This window comes from Streptomyces rishiriensis, from assembly GCF_003112535.1.
Taxonomy (GTDB): Bacteria; Actinomycetota; Actinomycetes; order Streptomycetales; family Streptomycetaceae; genus Streptomyces; species Streptomyces rishiriensis.
In genome coordinates, this window is sequence record NZ_BEWA01000012.1 from 749,535 (window position 1) to 770,039 (window position 20,505).

A 20,505-nucleotide genomic window follows, 5' to 3' on the forward strand; every position below is an offset into this window, starting at 1 on the left:
GACGGATGCGGGTGATTGCCCCAGAGGCTCCGGAGTCAAGCCTAAAGCGTGTGAACGCGGTGCGTTACTCGCCCTTGGCCTTCGCGATGATCTCCTCGGCGACGTTCCTGGGAACCTCGGCGTAGGAGTCGAACTGCATCGAGTAGCTCGCGCGACCCGACGTCTTGCTGCGGAGGTCGCCGACGTAGCCGAACATCTCCGACAGGGGCACCAGGCCCTTGACGACGCGGGCACCGGCCCGCTCCTCCATGGCCTGGATCTGACCACGGCGGGAGTTGATGTCGCCGATGACCTCGCCCATGTAGTCCTCGGGCGTGGTGACCTCGACGGCCATCATCGGCTCGAGCAGCACGGGGCTGGCCTTGCGCGCGGCCTCCTTGAAGGCCTGCGAACCGGCGATCTTGAACGCGAGCTCGGAGGAGTCCACCTCGTGGTAGCCACCGTCGAGCAGGATCACGCGCACGCCGGTCATCTCGTAACCGGCGAGGATGCCGAACTGCATGGCCTCCTGCGCACCGGCGTCGACCGAAGGGATGTACTCCTTCGGGATGCGACCACCGGTCACCTTGTTCACGAACTCGTACGAGGCGTCGCCGCCCTCGATCGGCTCGATCGCGATCTGCACCTTGGCGAACTGGCCGGTACCGCCGGTCTGCTTCTTGTGCGTGTAGTCGACCCGGTCGACCGCCTTGCGAATGGTCTCGCGGTAGGCGACCTGCGGCTTGCCGACGTTGGCCTCGACCTTGAACTCACGGCGCATACGGTCGACCAGCACCTCGAGGTGCAGTTCGCCCATGCCGCCGATGATGGTCTGGCCGGTCTCCTCGTCCGAGTGGACCTGGAACGACGGGTCCTCCTCGGCCAGGCGCTGGATCGCGATGCCCAGCTTCTCCTGGTCGCCCTTCGACTTGGGCTCGATGGCGACCTGGATGACCGGAGCCGGGAAGTCCATGGACTCCAGGATCACCGGCTGCTTGTCGTCGCACAGCGTCTCACCGGTCGTGGTCTGCTTCAGACCCATGACGGCGACGATGTCGCCGGCGCCGACCGACGCGATCTCCTCACGCTTGTTCGCGTGCATGCGGTAGATCTTGCCGATGCGCTCCTTCTTGCCCTTCACGGAGTTCAGCACGGCGGTGCCGGACTCCAGGCGGCCCGAGTAGACCCGGACGAAGGTGAGCTTGCCGAGGTGCGGGTCGCTCATGATCTTGAACGCCAGCGCCGACAGCGGCTCGTCGTCGGACGGCTTGCGCTTGACGACCTCCTCCGGGTCGTTCACGGCGTGGCCCTCGATGGCCTCGACGTCGAGCGGGGAGGGGAGGTAGCGCACGACCGCGTCGAGCAGGGGCTGAACGCCCTTGTTCTTGAACGCGGTACCGCAGAACACCGGGGTGACGGTGGTGTCCTTGGACTTGCCGGACGCGATGGTGATGCGACGGATCGCGGCGTACAGCTGCTCCACGGAAGGCTCCTGGCCCTCCAGGTACAGCTCCATGATCTCGTCGTCGTTCTCGGCGACGGTCTCGACGAGCTTGCCGCGGTACTCCTCGGCAGCCTCGGTGTGGGTGGACGGGATGTCGACGACGTCGTACATCTCGCCCTTCTCCGCCTCGGCGGACCACACGAACGCCTTCATCGTGACCAGGTCGACGACGCCCTTGAAGTCGGCCTCGGCACCGATCGGGAGCTGCATGACGATCGGCTGAGCGCCGAGGCGGTCAGAGATCATGTCGACGCAGCGGTGGAACTCGGCACCGGTCCGGTCGAGCTTGTTGACGAAGCAGATGCGCGGGACGCCGTAACGGTCCGCCTGACGCCAGACCGTCTCCGACTGGGGCTCGACGCCGGCGACGCCGTCGAACACCGTCACGGCACCGTCGAGCACCCGGAGGGAACGCTCCACCTCGACGGTGAAGTCGACGTGGCCCGGGGTGTCGATGATGTTGATGGTGTGGTCGACGTCGGCCAGCGGCCAGTGACAGGTGGTGGCAGCAGACGTGATCGTGATGCCACGCTCCTGCTCCTGCTCCATCCAGTCCATGGTGGCAGCGCCGTCGTGGACCTCACCGATCTTGTAAGACACACCGGTGTAGAACAGGATCCGCTCGGTGGTGGTCGTCTTGCCCGCGTCGATGTGGGCCATGATCCCGATGTTGCGGACCTTGGCCAGGTCAAGTGAAGTGGTAGCCATAAGGCTTCAGTCTTCTCTCGGTCTCGATGTGGGTAGCGACTACCAGCGGTAGTGCGCGAAGGCCTTGTTGGACTCGGCCATCTTGTGGGTGTCCTCGCGCTTCTTCACAGCGGCGCCGAGGCCGTTGGACGCGTCGAGAAGCTCGTTGAGCAGGCGCTCGGTCATGGTCTTCTCGCGACGGGCGCGGGAGTAGCCGACGAGCCAGCGCAGAGCAAGGGTGCTCGCGCGGCCGGGCTTGACCTCGATCGGGACCTGGTAGGTCGCGCCACCGACACGGCGGGACTTGACCTCGATGGTCGGCTTGATGTTCTCGAGAGCGCGCTTCAGCGTGATGACCGGGTCGTTGCCGGTCTTCTCGCGCAGGCCCTCCATGGCACCGTAGACGATGCGCTCGGCGGTGGAGCGCTTGCCGTTCAGCAGCACCTTGTTGATGAGCGACGTGACAAGAGGAGAACCGTAGACCGGGTCGATGATGACCGGGCGCTTCGGGGCAGGGCCCTTACGAGGCATTGTTTACTTCTCCTTCTTGGCGCCGTAGCGGCTGCGGGCCTGCTTGCGGTTCTTGACACCCTGGGTGTCGAGGGAACCGCGGATGATCTTGTAGCGAACACCGGGCAGGTCCTTCACACGGCCGCCGCGCACGAGCACGATGGAGTGCTCCTGCAGGTTGTGCCCCTCACCCGGGATGTAAGCAGTGACCTCGATCCCGCTGGTCAGACGCACACGCGCGACCTTACGCAGGGCCGAGTTCGGCTTCTTCGGGGTGGTCGTGAACACACGCGTGCAGACGCCGCGACGCTGGGGCGAACCCTCGAGTGCGGGCGTCTTGTTCTTCTCGACCTTGTCCTGCCGGCCCTTACGGACCAGCTGCTGGATCGTAGGCACTACTTCTCCGGTTTCTGTGTGCCGAATGGTGAAGCTAACCTGGAACTTCGCCGACCCACGCGGTCGGGTGTGTCGGACCCGCGGACTTCCGCCGCAAAGCAGAAAAGGCGCGGATCGCGGTGGCCACTGCTAAAGACCCGCATGCGGTTGAAGACACGCACGAGGGCCAGGGCACACCCCAGGCACAAGGTATGAGCGTACCTAGCGCACTGACTCCGGTCAAAACAGAAGCCCGGCCGTCGACACGCCGGGGGGTTCAGGAACGCTGCCTCAGCCTGTGCGCCGGCGGAGCCGAGGGGTCCGCCTCGCCCGCCGGGGCAGCCGTCGGGCCCGGCACGCCCGCGTCCACCGCGGCCGCCACGGGCACGGTGGGCGCCTCGGCCGCCACGGGCACGGTGGGCGCCACGGGCACCATGGACGCCGCGGCCGTGGGATGCGCCCGCGCAGCCGTGTCGTGGCCGACGAAATACGTCGGACGGTTCTGCACGGCCGTGTAGATGCGGCCCACGTACTCGCCGAGCAGGCCCACGCAGACCAGCTGGACCGCGCCGATGAACAGCACCCCGATGAACAGGGACGTCCAGCCGGGAACGGTGTGCTGGAAGGCGTGCGCGCACAGCGTGTAGATCATCAGGCCGAGGCAGACCAGGAACGCGAAGCCTCCCAGCCAGGTGGCGATGCGCAGGGGCGCCGCCGAGAACCCCGTGACGCTGTCCACGGCCAGCCGGATCATGCGGCCCAGCGGGTACTTGCTCTGGCCCGCCGGCCGCGGGGCGCGCTCGTAGGTGACCTCGCCGCTGGGAAAGCCCAGCCAGGGCACGAGGAGCCGGTAGACGCGCTGCTGGTCAGGCAGCGCCTTCAGGGCGTCCACCGCGGCCCTGCTGAGCAGCCGGAAGTCACCGGCCTGGGCCGGCACGGACGGGCCCGCCAGGCGGCGCACCAGGCGGTAGTACAGACCCGCCGTCCACCGCTTGAAGCCGGTGTCGCTGGCCCGGTCGGCCCGGATGCCGTACACGATGTCGAGGTGCTCGGCGCGGGCCAGCGCGAGCATGTCGGCGATCTTCTCGGGCGGGTCCTGCAGATCGGCGTCGATGCTGACCACGTAGGCGCCCACGGCCCGGTCGAGGCCCGCGGTGAGGGCGGCCTGATGACCGGAGTTGCGACGCAGACCGATCACGCGCAGCTCCGGCCAGCCGAGCCGGAAGGCGTCGAGGAGCGCGGCTGTGCGGTCGGTGCTCCCGTCGTCCACGGCGACGACCTCGTACGGGACGCCGAGACCGGCGAGGACCGGACGCAACCGGCTGACCAGCGCGGGAAGGACCTCTTGCTCGTTGTACATGGGTATGACGACCGACAAGACGGTCGTCGCAGCCGTGGTCGTCGGCGCTTCGGACACCCGTCCTCCCCCCACCTGTGGCGCACATGTGCGACTCTGTTGCGATCTTATGACCGCACTCTTATGACCGAACGTCACGATCATCCGGACAGCGGCGCCGCCCCTGGGTGTCCGGCGATCGGCCGAGGGGGACCCCAGCCATGAGCACGGCTTCCAGCGACACGGCGACGGATCCCGCCGTGCCCGACGGGCCGACGGAGCCGTCGCGGCGACAGCGCCGCCTCGCCCTGCCCGACGGGGTACGACCGTACCTCGCCCCGCTGCTCCTCTACGGCGTGACGAAGCTCGTGGGACTGACCGTGTTCGTCCGGCTCCTGAAGGCGGCCGACGAGTACCAGAAGAAGGACCCGCGCTTCGGCGGCGGCGCGCACTGGTGGGACGTGCTCGCCACCTGGGACGGCTGGTGGTACCTCCAGGTCGCCGAGAAGGGGTACGAGCCCGGCCCGCTGGTGAGACTGGCTCCCGGCGGGCTGTTCACCGTCAAGCAGAACTCCGTCGCGTTCTTCCCGCTCTACCCGGGCCTGATCCGTGGCGTCTCCGAGATCACCGGCCTCGGCCTGTACGGCTCCGCCATCGCGGTCTCGGTCCTGGCCTCCTTCGTCGCGGCCGCCGGCGTCTACGCGGTGATCTCGACGCTGGCCGGCGCGCGGGCGGGCACGATCGCGGCCGGCCTGTGGGCGCTGGCGCCCGGCGCGGGCGTGGAGTGGGCGGTCTACTCGGAGTCCGTGTTCGTCGCCATCGCCGCCTGGTGCTGCTACTGCGTGATGAAGCGGCACTGGGTGGCCGCGGGGCTGCTCGCCTTCCTCGCCGGCCTCAACCGGCCGACGTCCGCCGCGCTCATCGGCGCGGTCGGGCTCGCCGCGATCGTCACCCTCGCCCGGCCGGAGAGCAGACGCGAGCACGGGGTCGCCGGGCCCGTGTACGCCATGATCGCCGCACCGCTGGGCCTGCTCACCTACGTCACCTGGGTCGGCCTCGAAGCGGGCGACCTCACCGCGTACTTCACCCTCCAGCGCGAGGGCTGGGCGCACTACTTCGACTTCGGCGCCTACACCCTGGACGTGCTGGGCAACACGGCGATCGGGCACAACAACTACCTGTTCGCGTTCTCCGTGCCCGACCTCCTCGCCGTCCAGCTGGTCGTGGCACTGCCCTTCCTGATCGCGCTGATGCTGCGCAGGAAGCCGCCGCTGGTGCTGGTCGCGTACACCCTGGCGAGCGTCGTCGCCGTCCTGGGGACCCAGCAGATGTTCGGCAACACGGGCCGCTACCTGCTCCCGGTCTTCCCCCTCCTCCTGGCCCCGGCGGCGGCGATGAGCCGTCTGAAGTGGCCGAGCCTGACCGTGTTCTTCACCACCGCGGCCGTCGCCTCGGGCTGGTACGCCCACTTCGTCATCTTCGAACTGGGCATTCCGTAACCTACGAGCGCGCCGGGCGCCGGGCCGCGACCGGCGCCCGGCGCCCCGACGTCCTCGCAGGCTCTCTCTTCCCCTGTGGGCCCCTGGGCGGGTTCCCGGGGCCCGCCCAAGGTCCGGGGCCGCCGGAGGAGCGGCAGGCGCCGCCCAGGACACGCCGAAGGGCGGTCCCCCCGTTCAGCACGGGGAGACCGCCCTTCAGTACCTCAGACGTACGCCTTACTGGTTGTACGGACCGTAGTCGTAGTCCTCCAGCGGAACGGCCTGGCCGGAGCCGGTGCCGAACGGCGAGTAGTCGATGTCGTCGTAACCGACGGCCGAGTACATCGCGGCCTTGGCCTCCTCGGTCGGCTCGACCCGGATGTTGCGGTAGCGGGAAAGACCCGTACCGGCCGGGATGAGCTTACCGATGATGACGTTCTCCTTGAGGCCGATGAGGCTGTCGGACTTGGCGTTGATCGCCGCGTCCGTCAGGACTCGGGTCGTCTCCTGGAAGGAGGCGGCCGACAGCCAGGATTCCGTCGCCAGCGAGGCCTTGGTGATACCCATCAGCTGCGGACGACCGGAGGCCGGGTGACCGCCCTCCTGCACCACACGACGGTTCTCGACCTCGAACTTCGAGCGCTCGACGAGCTCGCCGGGCAGCAGCTCGGCGTCGCCGGACTCGATGATCGTCACACGGCGCAGCATCTGCCGGATGATGATCTCGATGTGCTTGTCGTGGATCGACACGCCCTGCGAGTTGTACACCTTCTGGACCTCGCCGACCAGGTGGACCTGGACGGCACGCTGACCCAGGATGCGCAGCACGTCGTGCGGGTTGGTGGCGCCCACGGTGAGCTTCTGGCCCACCTCGACGTGCTCGCCCTCGCTGACCAGGAGACGGGCGCGCTTCGAGATCGGGAACGCCGTCTCGTCGCTGCCGTCGTCCGGCGTGATGACGATCTTCTTCGTCTTCTCGGTCTCCTCGATCCGCACGCGGCCGGAGGCCTCGGAGATCGGGGCGACACCCTTCGGGGTACGGGCCTCGAAGAGCTCGACGACACGCGGCAGACCCTGCGTGATGTCGTCACCGGCCACACCACCGGTGTGGAAGGTACGCATCGTCAGCTGGGTGCCGGGCTCACCGATGGACTGGGCGGCGATGATGCCGACCGCCTCACCGATGTCGACCAGCTTGCCGGTGGCCAGCGAGCGGCCGTAGCACATGGCACACGTGCCGACCTGAGACTCACAGGTCAGGATCGAGCGGGTCTTGACCTCCTCGACGCCGTGGCGCACGAGCTGGTCGATGAGCACGTCGCCCAGGTCCACGTTGGCCGGCGCGATCACCTTGCCGTCGATGACGACGTCCTCGGCGAGCATGCGGGCGTAGACGCTGGTCTCGACGTCGTCCGTCTTGCGCAGGACGCCGTCCTCGCCACGGACCGCGATCTTCAGCTTCAGACCGCGCTCGGTGCCGCAGTCCTCCTCGCGGATGATGACGTCCTGCGAGACGTCCACCAGACGACGGGTCAGGTAACCCGAGTCGGCGGTACGCAGGGCGGTGTCCGCCAGACCCTTACGGGCGCCGTGCGTGGAGATGAAGTACTCCAGCACGGACAGGCCCTCACGGAAGGACGCCTTGATCGGACGCGGGATGGTCTCGTTCTTCGCGTTCGACACCAGACCGCGCATACCCGCGATCTGCCGCATCTGCATCATGTTTCCTCGGGCGCCCGAGTCGACCATCATGAAGATGGGGTTGGTCTTGGGGAAGTTCGCGTTCATCGCCTCGGCGACCTCGTTGGTCGCCTTGGTCCAGATCGCGATGAGCTCCTGCGTGCGCTCTTCCTTGGTGATCAGACCGCGCTCGTACTGCTTCTGGACCTTCTCGTCCTGCGCCTCGTAACCCTTGACGATCTCCTTCTTCGCCTCGGGAACGACGACGTCGGAGATGGCCACGGTGACACCGGAACGGGTCGCCCAGTAGAAGCCGGACGCCTTCAGGTTGTCGAGCGTCGCCGCCACGATGACCTTGGGGTAACGCTCGGCCAGGTCGTTGACGATCTCGGAGAGCTGCTTCTTGCCCACCGAGTAGTCGACGAACGGGTAGTCCTCGGGCAGCAGCTCGTTGAAGAGCGCGCGGCCCAGGGTCGTCCGCAGCCGGAAGGTGTCACCCTGCTGCCACTCGGGCTCGCCCTCCTCACGCGCCGGCGGCGTCCAGCCACGCGGCGGGATGGTGCCCACCGGGAAGCGGATGTCGATCGGCGACTGCAGCGCGAGCTCACCGGCGTCGAACGCCATGATCGCCTCGGCCGTGGAGCCGAACGACCGGCCCTCGCCCTTGGTGTCACGCAGCTCGCCGTCGGTGGTGAGGAAGAACAGACCGAGGACCATGTCCTGGGTCGGCATCGTCACCGGACGGCCGTCGGCGGGCTTGAGGATGTTGTTCGAGGACAGCATCAGGATGCGGGCCTCGGCCTGCGCCTCCGCGGAGAGCGGCAGGTGGACGGCCATCTGGTCACCGTCGAAGTCCGCGTTGAACGCGGTGCAGACGAGCGGGTGGATCTGGATGGCCTTGCCCTCGACCAGCTGCGGCTCGAAGGCCTGGATGCCGAGGCGGTGCAGGGTGGGCGCACGGTTCAGCAGAACCGGATGCTCGGCGATGACCTCTTCGAGGACGTCGTACACGACCGTGCGGCCGCGCTCCACCATGCGCTTGGCGCTCTTGATGTTCTGCGCGTGGTTGAGGTCCACGAGCCGCTTCATCACGAACGGCTTGAACAGCTCCAGCGCCATCGCCTTCGGCAGACCGCACTGGTGCAGCTTCAGCTGCGGACCGACGACGATCACGGAACGCGCGGAGTAGTCCACACGCTTGCCGAGCAGGTTCTGACGGAAGCGGCCCTGCTTGCCCTTGAGCATGTCGGACAGCGACTTCAGCGGACGGTTGCCGGGGCCCGTGACCGGGCGACCACGACGGCCGTTGTCGAAGAGCGCGTCGACGGCCTCCTGGAGCATGCGCTTCTCGTTGTTCACGATGATCTCGGGCGCGCCGAGGTCGAGAAGCCGCTTCAGACGGTTGTTGCGGTTGATCACACGGCGGTACAGGTCGTTCAGGTCGGAGGTCGCGAAGCGGCCACCGTCCAGCTGCACCATCGGGCGAAGGTCCGGCGGGATGACCGGCACGCAGTCGAGCACCATGCCCTTGGGGCTGTTGCTGGTCTGCAGGAACGCGGAGACGACCTTCAGGCGCTTGAGCGCACGGGTCTTCTTCTGGCCCTTGCCGGTGCGGATGATCTCGCGGAGCTTCTCGGCCTCCTCGTCGAGGTCGAAGGACTCCAGGCGCTTCTGCAGCGCCGCGGCGCCCATCGAACCGTCGAAGTACGTGCCGAAGCGGTCACGCAGCTCGCGGTAGAGGAGCTCGTCGCCCTCCAGGTCCTGGACCTTGAGGTTCTTGAACCGGGTCCACACCTCGTCGAGCCGGTCGATCTCGCGCTGCGCACGGTCGCGCAGCTGCTTCATCTCCCGCTCGGCGCCTTCGCGCACCTTGCGGCGCACGTCGGCCTTGGCGCCCTCGGCCTCGAGCTCGGCCAGGTCGGTCTCGAGCTTCTTGGCGCGGGCCTCCAGGTCGGAGTCGCGACGGTTCTCGATGTGCTGACGCTCGACGGAGACATGCGCCTCCAGCGAGGGCAGGTCACGCGTGCGGCGCTCGTCGTCGACGAACGTGATCATGTACGCCGCGAAGTAGATGACCTTCTCGAGGTCCTTGGGAGCCAGGTCGAGCAGGTAGCCCAGACGGCTCGGGACGCCCTTGAAGTACCAGATGTGGGTGACGGGCGCGGCCAGTTCGATGTGGCCCATCCGCTCACGACGCACCTTGGCGCGGGTCACCTCGACGCCGCAGCGCTCACAGATGATGCCCTTGAAGCGGACACGCTTGTACTTGCCGCAGTAGCACTCCCAGTCCCGGGTCGGACCGAAGATCTTCTCGCAGAAGAGTCCGTCCTTTTCGGGCTTGAGCGTGCGGTAGTTGATGGTCTCGGGCTTCTTGACCTCGCCGTGGCTCCACTGACGGATGTCGTCAGCGGTAGCCAGACCGATCCGGAGCTCGTCGAAGAAGTTGACGTCGAGCACTATGCGTCAATCCCTCTCAGGGTTGTAAGTCTTGGGGTCTGATACGGGGGTCCCGGGGCCGGCCGGAGGTTCAGGGATCTTCATCGCCGAACCTCCGGGCCGGACTCCCGTCAGACCTCTTCGACGCTGCTCGGCTCGCGCCGGGACAGGTCGATGCCGAGCTCCTCCGCCGCGCGGAAGACGTCCTCGTCGGTGTCACGCATCTCGATGGACATACCGTCGCTGGACAGCACCTCCACGTTCAGGCAGAGAGACTGCATCTCCTTGATGAGCACCTTGAAGGACTCGGGGATGCCGGGCTCGGGGATGTTCTCGCCCTTGACGATGGCCTCGTAGACCTTCACGCGGCCGGTGACGTCGTCGGACTTGATGGTCAGGAGCTCCTGGAGGGCGTACGCGGCGCCGTATGCCTCCAGCGCCCACACCTCCATCTCACCGAAGCGCTGACCGCCGAACTGCGCCTTACCGCCCAGCGGCTGCTGGGTGATCATCGAGTACGGACCGGTCGAACGGGCGTGCAGCTTGTCGTCGACCAGGTGGTGCAGCTTCAGGATGTACATGTAGCCGACCGAGATCGGGTCCGGGAACGGCTCACCGCTACGGCCGTCGAACATCCGCGCCTTACCGGTCGGGAGCACCATGCGCTCGCCGTCGCGGTTCGGAATGGTGTGCTGCAGCAGACCGGCGAGCTCGTCCTCACGGGCGCCGTCGAACACCGGGGTGGCGACGTTGGTACCCGGGTCGACCTGGTCGGCGCCGATGACCTGCAGGCGCTTGGCCCAGTCGTCGGCGAGCCCGGAGACGTCCCAGCCGCGGCTGGCGAGCCAGCCGAGGTGGATCTCCAGCACCTGTCCCGGGTTCATTCGGGACGGCACGCCCAGCGGGTTGAGGATGATGTCGACCGGGGTCCCGTCCTCGAGGAACGGCATGTCCTCGATGGGCAGGATCTTGGAGATGACGCCCTTGTTGCCGTGACGGCCGGCGAGCTTGTCACCGTCCGTGATCTTGCGCTTCTGCGCCACGTAGACACGAACCAGCTGGTTCACGCCCGGCGGCAGCTCGTCGCCCTCTTCACGGTCGAAGACGCGGACGCCGATGACCTTGCCGATCTCGCCGTGCGGCACCTTCAGCGAGGTGTCACGGACCTCACGGGCCTTCTCGCCGAAGATCGCGCGCAGCAGGCGCTCCTCCGGGGTCAGCTCGGTCTCGCCCTTGGGCGTGACCTTGCCGACCAGGATGTCGCCGGCGACGACCTCGGCGCCGATGCGGATGATGCCGCGCTCGTCGAGGTCGGCGAGGACCTCCTCGGAGACGTTCGGGATGTCCCGGGTGATCTCCTCGGGGCCGAGCTTGGTGTCACGGGCGTCGACCTCGTGCTCCTCGATGTGGATCGAGGAGAGGACGTCGTCCTGCACGAGGCGCTGCGACAGGATGATCGCGTCCTCGTAGTTGTGACCCTCCCACGGCATGAACGCCACGAGCAGGTTCTTGCCGAGCGCCATCTCGCCGTTCTCGGTGGCCGGGCCGTCGGCGAGGACCTGACCGGTGATGATCCGGTCGCCCTCGTTGACGATGACCTTCTGGTTGACCGAGGTGCCCTGGTTGGAGCGCGAGAACTTGGCCAGGCGGTACGTGATGTACGTGCCGTCGTCGTTGGTCGTGGTGATGTAGTCCGCGGAGACCTCCTGGACCACACCGTCCTTCTCGGCCTTGACCACGTCGCCGGCGTCGACCGCGGAGCGGTACTCCATGCCGGTGCCGACGAGCGGGGCCTCGCTCTTGATGAGCGGCACGGCCTGACGCATCATGTTCGCGCCCATGAGGGCACGGTTGGCGTCGTCGTGCTCGAGGAACGGGATCATGGCGGTCGCGACCGACACCATCTGGCGCGGCGAGACGTCCATGTAGTCCACGTCGTCACCGGGGACGTAGTCGACCTCGCCGCCACGACGGCGGACCAGGACGCGGTTCTCGGTGAAGCGCATGTCGTCGTCGAGCGTGGCGTTGGCCTGCGCGATGACGAACCGGTCCTCCTCGTCGGCCGTGAGGTAGTCGACCTCGTCGGTGACGATGCCGTCGGTGACCCGGCGGTACGGCGTCTCGACGAAGCCGAACGCGTTGACCCGGCCGTAGGAGGCGAGCGAACCGATCAGACCGATGTTCGGGCCTTCGGGCGTCTCGATCGGGCACATGCGTCCGTAGTGGGACGGGTGCACGTCACGGACCTCGAAGCCGGCCCGCTCACGCGAGAGACCACCCGGACCGAGCGCCGACAGACGGCGCTTGTGGGTGAGCCCCGACAGCGGGTTGTTCTGGTCCATGAACTGCGACAGCTGGCTGGTGCCGAAGAACTCCTTGATGGAGGCGACGACCGGCCGGATGTTGATCAGGGTCTGCGGCGTGATCGCCTCGACGTCCTGGGTCGTCATCCGCTCGCGGACGACTCGCTCCATACGCGCCAGACCCGTGCGGACCTGGTTCTGGATGAGCTCGCCCACGCTGCGCAGACGACGGTTGCCGAAGTGGTCGATGTCGTCGGTCTCGACGACGATCGTGGTGCCGTTGTCCGCACCCGTCTCGGTCTCGCCGGCGTGCAGCTTGACCAGGTACTTGATCGTCGAGATGACGTCCTCGACGGTCAGGACGCCCGCGTCGAGCGGAGCGTCCGCACCCAGCTTCTTGTTGACCTTGTAGCGGCCGACCTTCGCGAGGTCGTAGCGCTTGGGGTTGAAGTAAAGGTTCTCAAGAAGCGTCTGCGCGGCCTCACGCGTGGGGGGCTCGCCCGGACGCAGCTTGCGGTAGATGTCCAGCAGCGCGTCGTCCTGGCCCTGGGTGTGGTCCTTCTCCAGGGTGGCGCGCATGGACTCGTACTCGCCGAACTCCTCGAGGATCTGCTCGGTGGTCCAGCCGAGAGCCTTCAGGAGGACGGTGACGGACTGCTTGCGCTTGCGGTCGATGCGGACACCGACCATGTCGCGCTTGTCGATCTCCATCTCCAGCCAGGCGCCCCGGGAGGGGATGATCTTGGCGGAGAAGATGTCCTTGTCGGACGTCTTGTCGATCGAGGAGTCGAAGTAGACGCCCGGCGAACGGACCAGCTGCGACACCACGACACGCTCGGTGCCGTTGATGACGAAGGTGCCCTTGTTGGTCATGAGCGGGAAGTCGCCCATGAAGACCGTCTGGGACTTGATCTCGCCGGTCTCGTTGTTGGTGAACTCGGCCGTCACGAAGAGCGGGGCCGCGTACGTGAAGTCACGGTCCTTGCACTCGTCGATGCTGTTCTTCGGCGGCTCGAAACGGTGGTCGCGGAAAGTCAGCGACATCGACCCGGAGAAGTCCTCGATCGGAGAGATCTCCTCGAAGATCTCCTCCAGACCCGACTTCGTGGGGACGTCCTGACCGGACTCGAGAGCCGCCTCGACCCGACTCTGCCAGGCGGTGTTCCCGAGCAGCCAGTCAAAGCTCTCGGTCTGCAGCGCGAGCAGGTTGGGAACCTCGAGGGGCTCCTTGATCTTTGCAAAGGAGATGCGCAGCGGGGCAGTGCTGGCGGCGTTGTTCGTATTCGCGGTCGAGGCGTTGCGCGAGGCGGCCAAGAGGGGGTCCTTCCGAGGGCTCGGACTCACTACGCGCGTACCGGCCCCTCTCTCGCGCACGGAGACAGACAGATCCCGATCTGACAGTTGGCCAGGTGGGAGACGTCTGATCGTCCGGGTTCAAGGGAGGGCATGCCCCTGGTGACGGGCAGGGGACAGCTAACAGGCAGCGCAAAGGGTCAGTGTAGCCACTTGGCACACTGATGTCCAGTGCGGGTTATTCGCGACCCTCGTGGTTCTCAACGCCCTCGGTCCGGTAGTCCTCAACGCACGGTGATACTGCCCTCTTCGTCGTCGATCCATGCCTCGGATGCGGATCGTTGTGACGACGCGTCCTGAGAATTGCGCGCTGCGTGCGGTTCGTCAAGGCCCCCCTGCGTGAACCGGGGCGCTCTGGGACACGACGAAGATCACCATACCCCCCGCTCAGAGGGGTGCAAGGCAACCGTGGCCGCACCCCTGGGAACGACGAAGAGCGACCACCCAGATGGATGATCGCTCTTCGGTGCGTGGGCGTTACAGCCCCCGGAGGGGCAGTTTCAGCCTCCGCTCGCGGTCGTCGCCGACCGCGGGGTGTTACTTGACCTCGACCGAGGCGCCGGCGGCCTTGAGGGACTCGGCGGCCTTCTCAGCGGCCTCCTTGGCGACCTTCTCGAGAACGGGCTTCGGAGCGCCGTCCACGAGGTCCTTGGCCTCCTTCAGACCCAGGGAGGTCAGCTCGCGCACGACCTTGATGACCTGGATCTTCTTCTCGCCGGCGCCGGTGAGGATGACGTCGAACTCGTCCTGCTCCTCAGCAGCCTCGACCGGGGCGCCCGGGGCGGCGGGACCGGCGACGGCGACCGCGGCGGCGGCGGTGACGTCGAACTTCGCCTCGAACGCCTTCACGAACTCGGAGAGCTGGATGAGGGTCATGCCCTCGAACTCGGCGAGCAGTTCGTCCTGGGTGAGAGCCATGACGGCTTTCCTTCCACTAATTCGGCTGGTGCCGGTATGTACATGTCTGGCGGGCGTACGTTCGGCCCGCTACGACCGCTGCTTCAGGCGGGCTGCCTCAGGCGGCGGTCATTTCGGGAGCCGAATTACTCGGCACCGCCCTGCTCGGCCTGCTTGGCACGAAGAGCGTCCACGGTGCGGACGAGCTTCGAGGGAAGCGCCTGGAAGAGCTGAGCAGCCTGAGTCTGCTTACCCTTGAAGGCACCCGCCAGCTTGCTGAGCAGAACCTCGCGGGACTCGAGGTCCGCAAGCTTCTTGATCTCGTCGGCGGACAGCGCCTTGCCGTCAAGGACGCCGCCCTTGATGACGAGGTTCGGGTTGTCCTTGGCGAAGTCACGAAGACCCTTCGCCGACTCCACCGGGTCACCGGTGATGAAGGCGACCGCCGTCGGACCGTTGAAAAGGTCGTCCAGCGTGTTGATCCCGGCCTCGTTGGCCGCAATCTTGGTCAGCGTGTTCTTCACCACGGCGTACTGGGCGTTCTCACCGAGCGAACGACGCAGCGTCTTGAGCTGCGCCACGGTGAGACCCCGGTACTCGGTCAGCACGGCGGCGTTCGAGCTGCGGAACGACTCCGTCAGCTCGGCTACCGCGGCAGCCTTGTCGGGCCTTGCCATGAGCGTCGGCCTCCTTCCGGGTGATGAGGACCGCTCAGAAGGGGCTGTGACAGACGAAACGCCCCGGCGCAGGCGCACGGGGCGTAGCTCGACCGCAAGAATTCCGTGGGAGGATTTCTCTCGGGAGCACATCCACTGACACCTGCGCGGGTCGTCCGCATTGCAGCGGATCCTTCGGCCACCGCCCCCTCTTGCGAGAGCACGGCAACGACCAGCGGTCTTTGGCTTCTCGTGGAGACTACGTGAACCGGTCGCCGTCAAGCAAATCCGCCCGTACGGACGCCGTCAGCGGCCGGCCTTCTTCAGTTCCTCGGCCATGTCCACGGTGTCCGAGGCGGGCGGGGCCTTCACGGTCACGGGCTTGCCGAAGTCGGTGAACGTGAGGGTGAGGTCGAGCTGGCCGTGCCGCCCGAAGCCCTGCATGCGCAGCTGCCGTGTGCGGTCCTGGGCATCGGCCCAGAGGTCCATGGTGAGCTCGTCGACGCCCAGCTTCTCGTACTGGGCAAGGCTCTTCTCGGTCCGCTGCCGGACGTTCGTCTCGTCGTCCTTGTACGCGGCGCGGATGGCGTCGAGGGTGGCGGTGCCCGTGTAGTGGGTGGTGCTGACGCCCCCGACGGTCTCGGCCCCGGCCTTCTTCAGGTCGTCTGCCGCGGCGAGGAACCCGCTCTCGTGGGAGGGGTTGTCGCGGACCCGGTCCACCATCGTGCCCGTGTCGGCCTTGATGCCGCTCGGGGTGGCGGAGTGGCCCGGCGCGCCGAACTTGATCCAGTGCTTGCCGCCCTGGCCGGGCTGGTCGCTGCCCACGTACAGCACCCCGCCGACCACCCGGAACTCTCCGGTGCCTCGGTCGGCCCCGCTGAGCACGGTCGACTTCAGGCTCATCGCCGGCGGCCTGACGCCGATCGCGGCCTCCCCCGTGATCCGGCCCTCCTCCGGCGTCCGGCCGGTCATCCGGTAGCGCAGGGAGACGGGCTCCTCCGCCTTCCGGGCGACCCGGGCGACGGCCGCCGCGGCGGCCGAGTCACCCCCGCCCCCGCCCCCGGAGTCGCCCACCGCCGCACAGCCGGTGACCAGCAGCGCGGACAGCCCGAGGACACCCACGGAAGACCTCATTCAACTTCCCCCAGAACCCGGACCGCGGCACTCGTACAGAGAACTCACGCACGGCACTCACGCACGGAACTCGCGCACCGAGCACGTGGAGAACTCACGCGGAGGCCCCGCACAGAGAACACACGGTCGCATCACAGCAAGACCGTGAAGGTATCCCAGGCAGGCGGTGAGGGTCTCGTGGATTACGAGCCGCTTCCCGCTCTCTGCTGCCGCACCAGCTCCGTGAAGTCCGCGGTGTCGGCCGCCGGGGGCTCCTTGGGCGAGACCTCGGTGCCGTAGTCGGTGTAGTAGGCGGTCTGGGTGTAGCCGCCCTGCGCCGTCTGGCCCCGCTCCACCTTCTTCACCAGCAGGTCCCGGCCGTCGACCCAGATGTCGACCGTCTCGGTGGTCACGCCGGCCTGTTCCAGCGTCTTCTTCAGGTCGTCGAGCTGGCCGCGGCTGAGGTTGGAGTTCTGCCGGGCGAGGTCGGCCACCTCGACCGTCCCCGCGTAGTGCGTGGTGTTCTGGCCCCGCACCTTCTCCGTGCCGACCTGGCGCACGTCCCCCGAGGCCAGCAGCAGCTTGACCGACTGGTTGGGGGTGGTGTGGGTCATCTGGTCCTTCAGATACGCGCCGGAGCCGCCGGCGAGGCTCTTCAGATCGTCGTACGCGTACTTGATCCAGTGCCTGCCGCCGGTCTGCCGCGCGAAGGCGTCGCCCATCCTGGCGTAGTACGCGTCGGGCAGATAGCGGGCCTGCATCGACGTCGTGCCCAGCTGGCGCATCGTGTCGGCGATGGTGCCGCCGGTGTACGTGATGGTGAGGGCGCCGGTGAGACCGTCCCCCCAGCCGAGGGCGCCGTCGGCGGTCATCGACATCAGCGAGCCGATGGTCGTGCTGGACTCGACCTTCGCCGAGTCGGCGCCGTCGGTGGACTTCTCGGCGGTGCGCAGGGCCGCGACAGGGCTCAGCCGCGGGCTGCCCTCCCCGCCCTCACCGGAGCCCCCGGAGCCGCCTGACCCGGCGGAACCCCCGGACCCCCCGGACCCCCCGGACCCCCCGGACCCGCAGGCCGTCACCCCCGCGAACAGCGTCACAGCAACGATCGACAGCCCCACCCGGCGCACGGTCTCCCGCCTCATTCGCCCACCCCCCAGATTCCCGTGACTGCACGCTAACGCACGGCACTGACAGCCGTACGGGAAAGCGGCGTACGGCAAAAGGGACGAGCCCCGCACCTCGAAAGGTTGCGGGGCTCGTCACCGACTGAGGGTGAGCTGTGAGGCTCAGACCGCGGCCGGGTCCTCCTCGACGAGAAGGTTGCGGGTGCGGTTCGGGTCGACCGGGACGCCGGGGCCGATCGTGGTGCTGATCGCGGCCTTCTTGATGTAGCGGCCCTTGGCGGCGGACGGCTTCAGACGGAGGATCTCCTCCAGCGCCGCGCCGTAGTTCTCCACCAGCTTCTCGTCGTCGAAGGACGACTTGCCGATGATGAAGTGCAGGTTCGAGTGCTTGTCGACGCGGAACTCGATCTTGCCACCCTTGATCTCGGTGACGGCCTTGGCCACGTCGGGGGTGACGGTGCCGGTCTTCGGGTTCGGCATCAGACCACGCGGACCGAGCACGCGGCCGAGGCGGCCGACCTTGCCCATGAGGTCCGGGGTGGCGACGACGGCGTCGAAGTCCAGACGGCCCTTCGCGACCTCGTCGATCAGTTCGTCGGAGCCGACGATGTCGGCGCCCGCGGCCTCTGCGGCCGCAGCACGGTCACCGGTCGCGAAGACCAGGACCCGGGCGGTCTTGCCGGTGCCGTGCGGCAGGTTCACGGTGCCACGGACCATCTGGTCGGCCTTGCGCGGGTCGACACCCAGGCGGAAGGCGACCTCGACGGTGCCGTCGAACTTGCTCGTGGAGGTCTCCTTGGCGAGACGGACGGCCTCGAGCGGGGCGTAGAGCTTCTCCCGGTCGATCTTGGCGTCCGCAGCGCGGAGAGACTTGCTGCGCTTGCTCACTACTGCTCCTGGTGATTCTGAGGAGTCGTGGTCCGGGCCGAGCAGGCCCTTCCACACTTCTGCTGGTACGGGGGGTGAGGTCAGCCCTCGACGGTGATGCCCATGGAACGGGCGGTGCCGGCGATGATCTTCGACGCGGCGTCCAGGTCGTTGGCGTTCAGGTCGGGCAGCTTGGTCGTGGCGATCTCACGGACCTGCGCCTGAGTGATCTTGGCGACCTTGGTCTTGTGCGGCTCGCCAGAGCCCTTCTCGACACCCGCGGCCTTGAGGATCATCTTCGCGGCCGGCGGCGTCTTGGTGATGAAGGTGAAGGAACGGTCCTCGTAGACCGTGATCTCCACCGGGATCACCCAGCCACGCTGCGACTCGGTCGCGGCGTTGTAGGCCTTGCAGAACTCCATGATGTTGACGCCGTGCTGGCCGAGCGCGGGGCCGACCGGCGGGGCCGGGTTCGCCGCACCGGCGTTGATCTGGAGCTTGATGAGCCCCGTGACCTTCTTCTTCTTGGGAGGCATTGCTCTCTCCGGGTCCTAGTGAGAGTTTTTCAGCCGTCCGGTCCGGATGATCCGGATGGAGGCATACCGCACAACGATAACGGGTATCCATGCGCGGCCAAAAACCGAGCAGGTCAGGCGAGCTGTGACAGCCCGCCTGACCTGTTCGGAGGCGTGGGTTCCAGAAGGAGCTAGTTCTTCTGGATCTGGTCGAAGCTCAGCTCGACCGGCGTCTCGCGGCCGAAGATCTCCACGAGACCCTTGACCTTCTTCGAGTCCGCATTGATCTCGTTGATCGTGGCCTGCAGCGTGGCGAACGGACCGTCGGTGACGGTGACCGAGTCGCCCACCTCGAAGTCCAGCACCTGGACCTCGACCTTGCGGGCCGGAGCCGGCTTGCCCTCGGCCTCGGCGGCCTCACGGGCGGCCTTCTCCTCGGCCTCCGGGGCGAGCATCTTGACGATCTCGTCCAGGGTCAGCGGGTACGGGTCGTAGGCGTTGCCCACGAATCCGGTCACGCCGGGGGTGTTGCGGACGACGCCCCAGGACTCGTTCGTCAGGTCCATGCGCACCAGCACATAGCCGGGGAGCTTGTTCTGACGGATCGTCTTGCGGTCGCCGTTCTTGATCTGGACGACCTCTTCCTGCGGCACCTCGGCCTGGAAGATGTAGTCCTCGACGTTCAGGGAGACCGCGCGCTGCTCGAGGTTGGTCTTCACGCGGTTCTCGTAGCCGGCGTACGTGTGGATGACGTACCACTCGCCGGGGAGGGTGCGCAGCTCCTCGCGCAGGGCGACGACAGGGTCGACGGGCTCGGCCGGCTCTTCTTCCTCGGCCTCGGCCTCGTCGAGGGGAGCCTCGTCGGCTTCCTCGGCGTCGGCCTCTTCGGCGTCCTCGTCCTCGACGTGGAGCGCGGCTTCCTCGGCGGGCTCGCCCGCTTCGGCCTCGGCAGCCTCGAACTCGTCCAGGCCCTCGTCCGCGCCCTCGACGATGTCGAGCTCGTCGTCCACGGACTCGACGTCCTCGTTCAGGTTCTGGTCAGACACGGTGGCTGCTTCTTCCTGGATACATAGGGGTGGAACATGCGAAAGGGGCGCCGGATACCTCGGCGCCCTTCGCTCTTGGATCAGCCGAAGACGTACTTGGCGGCGTGGCTGAGTCCATAGTCAATCACGGTCACCAGGCCGATCATGATGACGACGAAGACGATCACCACGGTCGTGTACGTCGTCAGCTGGCTGCGCGTCGGCCATACGACCTTGCGGAGCTCCGCGACGATCTGGCGGTAGAAGATCGCGAGGCGCTTCAGCGGGCCCTTCTTGGCCCGCTTACCGCCCTTGCGGGCCTTCTTCTTCGCCTCAGGCGCCTCGTCCTGGGCATCAGGCGTGTCGATGGAGCCCACGGCATCCGCCATTCGTCCTCACCTGTTCCCGGGTCGTGGCCGTGCCGCGCCCGGTGTGAGCCGCACGGCGAGTGCATTGCTGGACGTACATGCGCTGCGCACACATCCTGGTGACGGAGTGTGTAGCAGGGCCGGAGGGACTTGAACCCCCAACCGCTGGTTTTGGAGACCAGTGCTCTACCAATTGAGCTACGACCCTTTGTGTGTCCCCAACGTACCGCATCCGACCGGGTGCTCGGTGTGCACCTTTGGCGGCGCGGCTGTCGAAGGCCAACGACGTGTGAGTGTAC

Annotated in this window: 15 protein-coding genes and 1 tRNA gene; 1 reads left to right on the forward strand and 15 read right to left on the reverse strand. The window is 67.2% G+C overall.

The genetic code is table 11. The features are described 5' to 3' along the window. Positions 1-64 precede the first annotated feature (64 nt). The 4 genes from fusA to Sri02f_RS22785 all read right to left on the reverse strand — a co-directional run bounded on the left by fusA (position 65) and on the right by Sri02f_RS22785 (position 4,472). The gene (gene fusA, locus Sri02f_RS22770; RefSeq protein WP_109003117.1) at positions 65-2,191 is read right to left on the reverse strand and encodes an elongation factor G; all 2,127 of its coding nucleotides are present in this window, start codon (positions 2,189-2,191) and stop codon (positions 65-67) included. A 39-nt stretch (positions 2,192-2,230) separates the two neighbouring features. Then, entirely contained in the window at positions 2,231-2,701 is a 471-nt protein-coding gene (rpsG, locus tag Sri02f_RS22775) for a 30S ribosomal protein S7 (protein ID WP_020132641.1), read from the reverse strand. A gap of 3 nt (positions 2,702-2,704) precedes the next feature. After that, positions 2,705-3,076 (reverse strand): 30S ribosomal protein S12, encoded by a 372-nt coding sequence (gene rpsL, locus Sri02f_RS22780; protein WP_003948652.1) that lies wholly within the window; start codon positions 3,074-3,076, stop codon positions 2,705-2,707. Positions 3,077-3,332: 256 nt separating this feature from the next. Then, the gene (locus Sri02f_RS22785; RefSeq protein ID WP_281261899.1) at positions 3,333-4,472 is read right to left on the reverse strand and encodes a glycosyltransferase family 2 protein; all 1,140 of its coding nucleotides are present in this window, start codon (positions 4,470-4,472) and stop codon (positions 3,333-3,335) included. Positions 4,473-4,612: 140 nt separating this feature from the next. Between Sri02f_RS22785 and Sri02f_RS22790 the strand changes: the two genes are divergently transcribed. Next, a complete protein-coding gene (locus tag Sri02f_RS22790) occupies positions 4,613-5,890 on the forward strand; it encodes a putative hexosyltransferase (protein ID WP_109003119.1) in 1,278 nt (425 codons plus the stop codon). 216 nt (positions 5,891-6,106) lie between these two features. Here the strand turns inward: Sri02f_RS22790 and Sri02f_RS22795 are convergent, their stop codons facing one another. The 11 genes from Sri02f_RS22795 to Sri02f_RS22850 form a co-directional block, all read right to left on the reverse strand. After that, a complete protein-coding gene (locus Sri02f_RS22795; protein ID WP_109003120.1) occupies positions 6,107-10,006 on the reverse strand; it encodes a DNA-directed RNA polymerase subunit beta' in 3,900 nt (1,299 codons plus the stop codon). Positions 10,007-10,116: 110 nt separating this feature from the next. Continuing rightward, a complete protein-coding gene (rpoB, locus tag Sri02f_RS22800; RefSeq protein ID WP_109003121.1) occupies positions 10,117-13,602 on the reverse strand; it encodes a DNA-directed RNA polymerase subunit beta in 3,486 nt (1,161 codons plus the stop codon). Positions 13,603-14,178: 576 nt separating this feature from the next. After that, the gene (gene rplL / locus Sri02f_RS22810) at positions 14,179-14,559 is read right to left on the reverse strand and encodes a 50S ribosomal protein L7/L12 (RefSeq protein WP_109003122.1); all 381 of its coding nucleotides are present in this window, start codon (positions 14,557-14,559) and stop codon (positions 14,179-14,181) included. Between the two features lie 125 nt (positions 14,560-14,684). Then, positions 14,685-15,215 carry a 50S ribosomal protein L10 gene (gene rplJ / locus Sri02f_RS22815; protein WP_069770411.1) on the reverse strand — a complete coding sequence of 177 codons (531 nt, stop codon included), beginning with the start codon at positions 15,213-15,215 and terminating at the stop codon, positions 14,685-14,687. A 285-nt stretch (positions 15,216-15,500) separates the two neighbouring features. Beyond that, the gene (locus Sri02f_RS22820) at positions 15,501-16,316 is read right to left on the reverse strand and encodes an SCO4651 family lipoprotein (RefSeq protein WP_245970728.1); all 816 of its coding nucleotides are present in this window, start codon (positions 16,314-16,316) and stop codon (positions 15,501-15,503) included. A 194-nt stretch (positions 16,317-16,510) separates the two neighbouring features. After that, entirely contained in the window at positions 16,511-17,449 is a 939-nt protein-coding gene (locus Sri02f_RS22825) for an SCO4651 family lipoprotein (RefSeq protein WP_109003124.1), read from the reverse strand. A 144-nt stretch (positions 17,450-17,593) separates the two neighbouring features. After that, a complete protein-coding gene (rplA, locus tag Sri02f_RS22830) occupies positions 17,594-18,319 on the reverse strand; it encodes a 50S ribosomal protein L1 (RefSeq protein WP_109003125.1) in 726 nt (241 codons plus the stop codon). Positions 18,320-18,399: 80 nt separating this feature from the next. After that, positions 18,400-18,834 carry a 50S ribosomal protein L11 gene (rplK, locus tag Sri02f_RS22835; protein WP_006383482.1) on the reverse strand — a complete coding sequence of 145 codons (435 nt, stop codon included), beginning with the start codon at positions 18,832-18,834 and terminating at the stop codon, positions 18,400-18,402. A gap of 170 nt (positions 18,835-19,004) precedes the next feature. Further along, the gene (gene nusG, locus Sri02f_RS22840) at positions 19,005-19,859 is read right to left on the reverse strand and encodes a transcription termination/antitermination protein NusG (RefSeq protein ID WP_109003126.1); all 855 of its coding nucleotides are present in this window, start codon (positions 19,857-19,859) and stop codon (positions 19,005-19,007) included. Between the two features lie 80 nt (positions 19,860-19,939). Beyond that, entirely contained in the window at positions 19,940-20,227 is a 288-nt protein-coding gene (secE, locus tag Sri02f_RS22845; RefSeq protein ID WP_109003127.1) for a preprotein translocase subunit SecE, read from the reverse strand. Between the two features lie 114 nt (positions 20,228-20,341). Then, positions 20,342-20,414 (reverse strand) — tRNA-Trp (locus tag Sri02f_RS22850). Positions 20,415-20,505 lie beyond the last annotated feature (91 nt).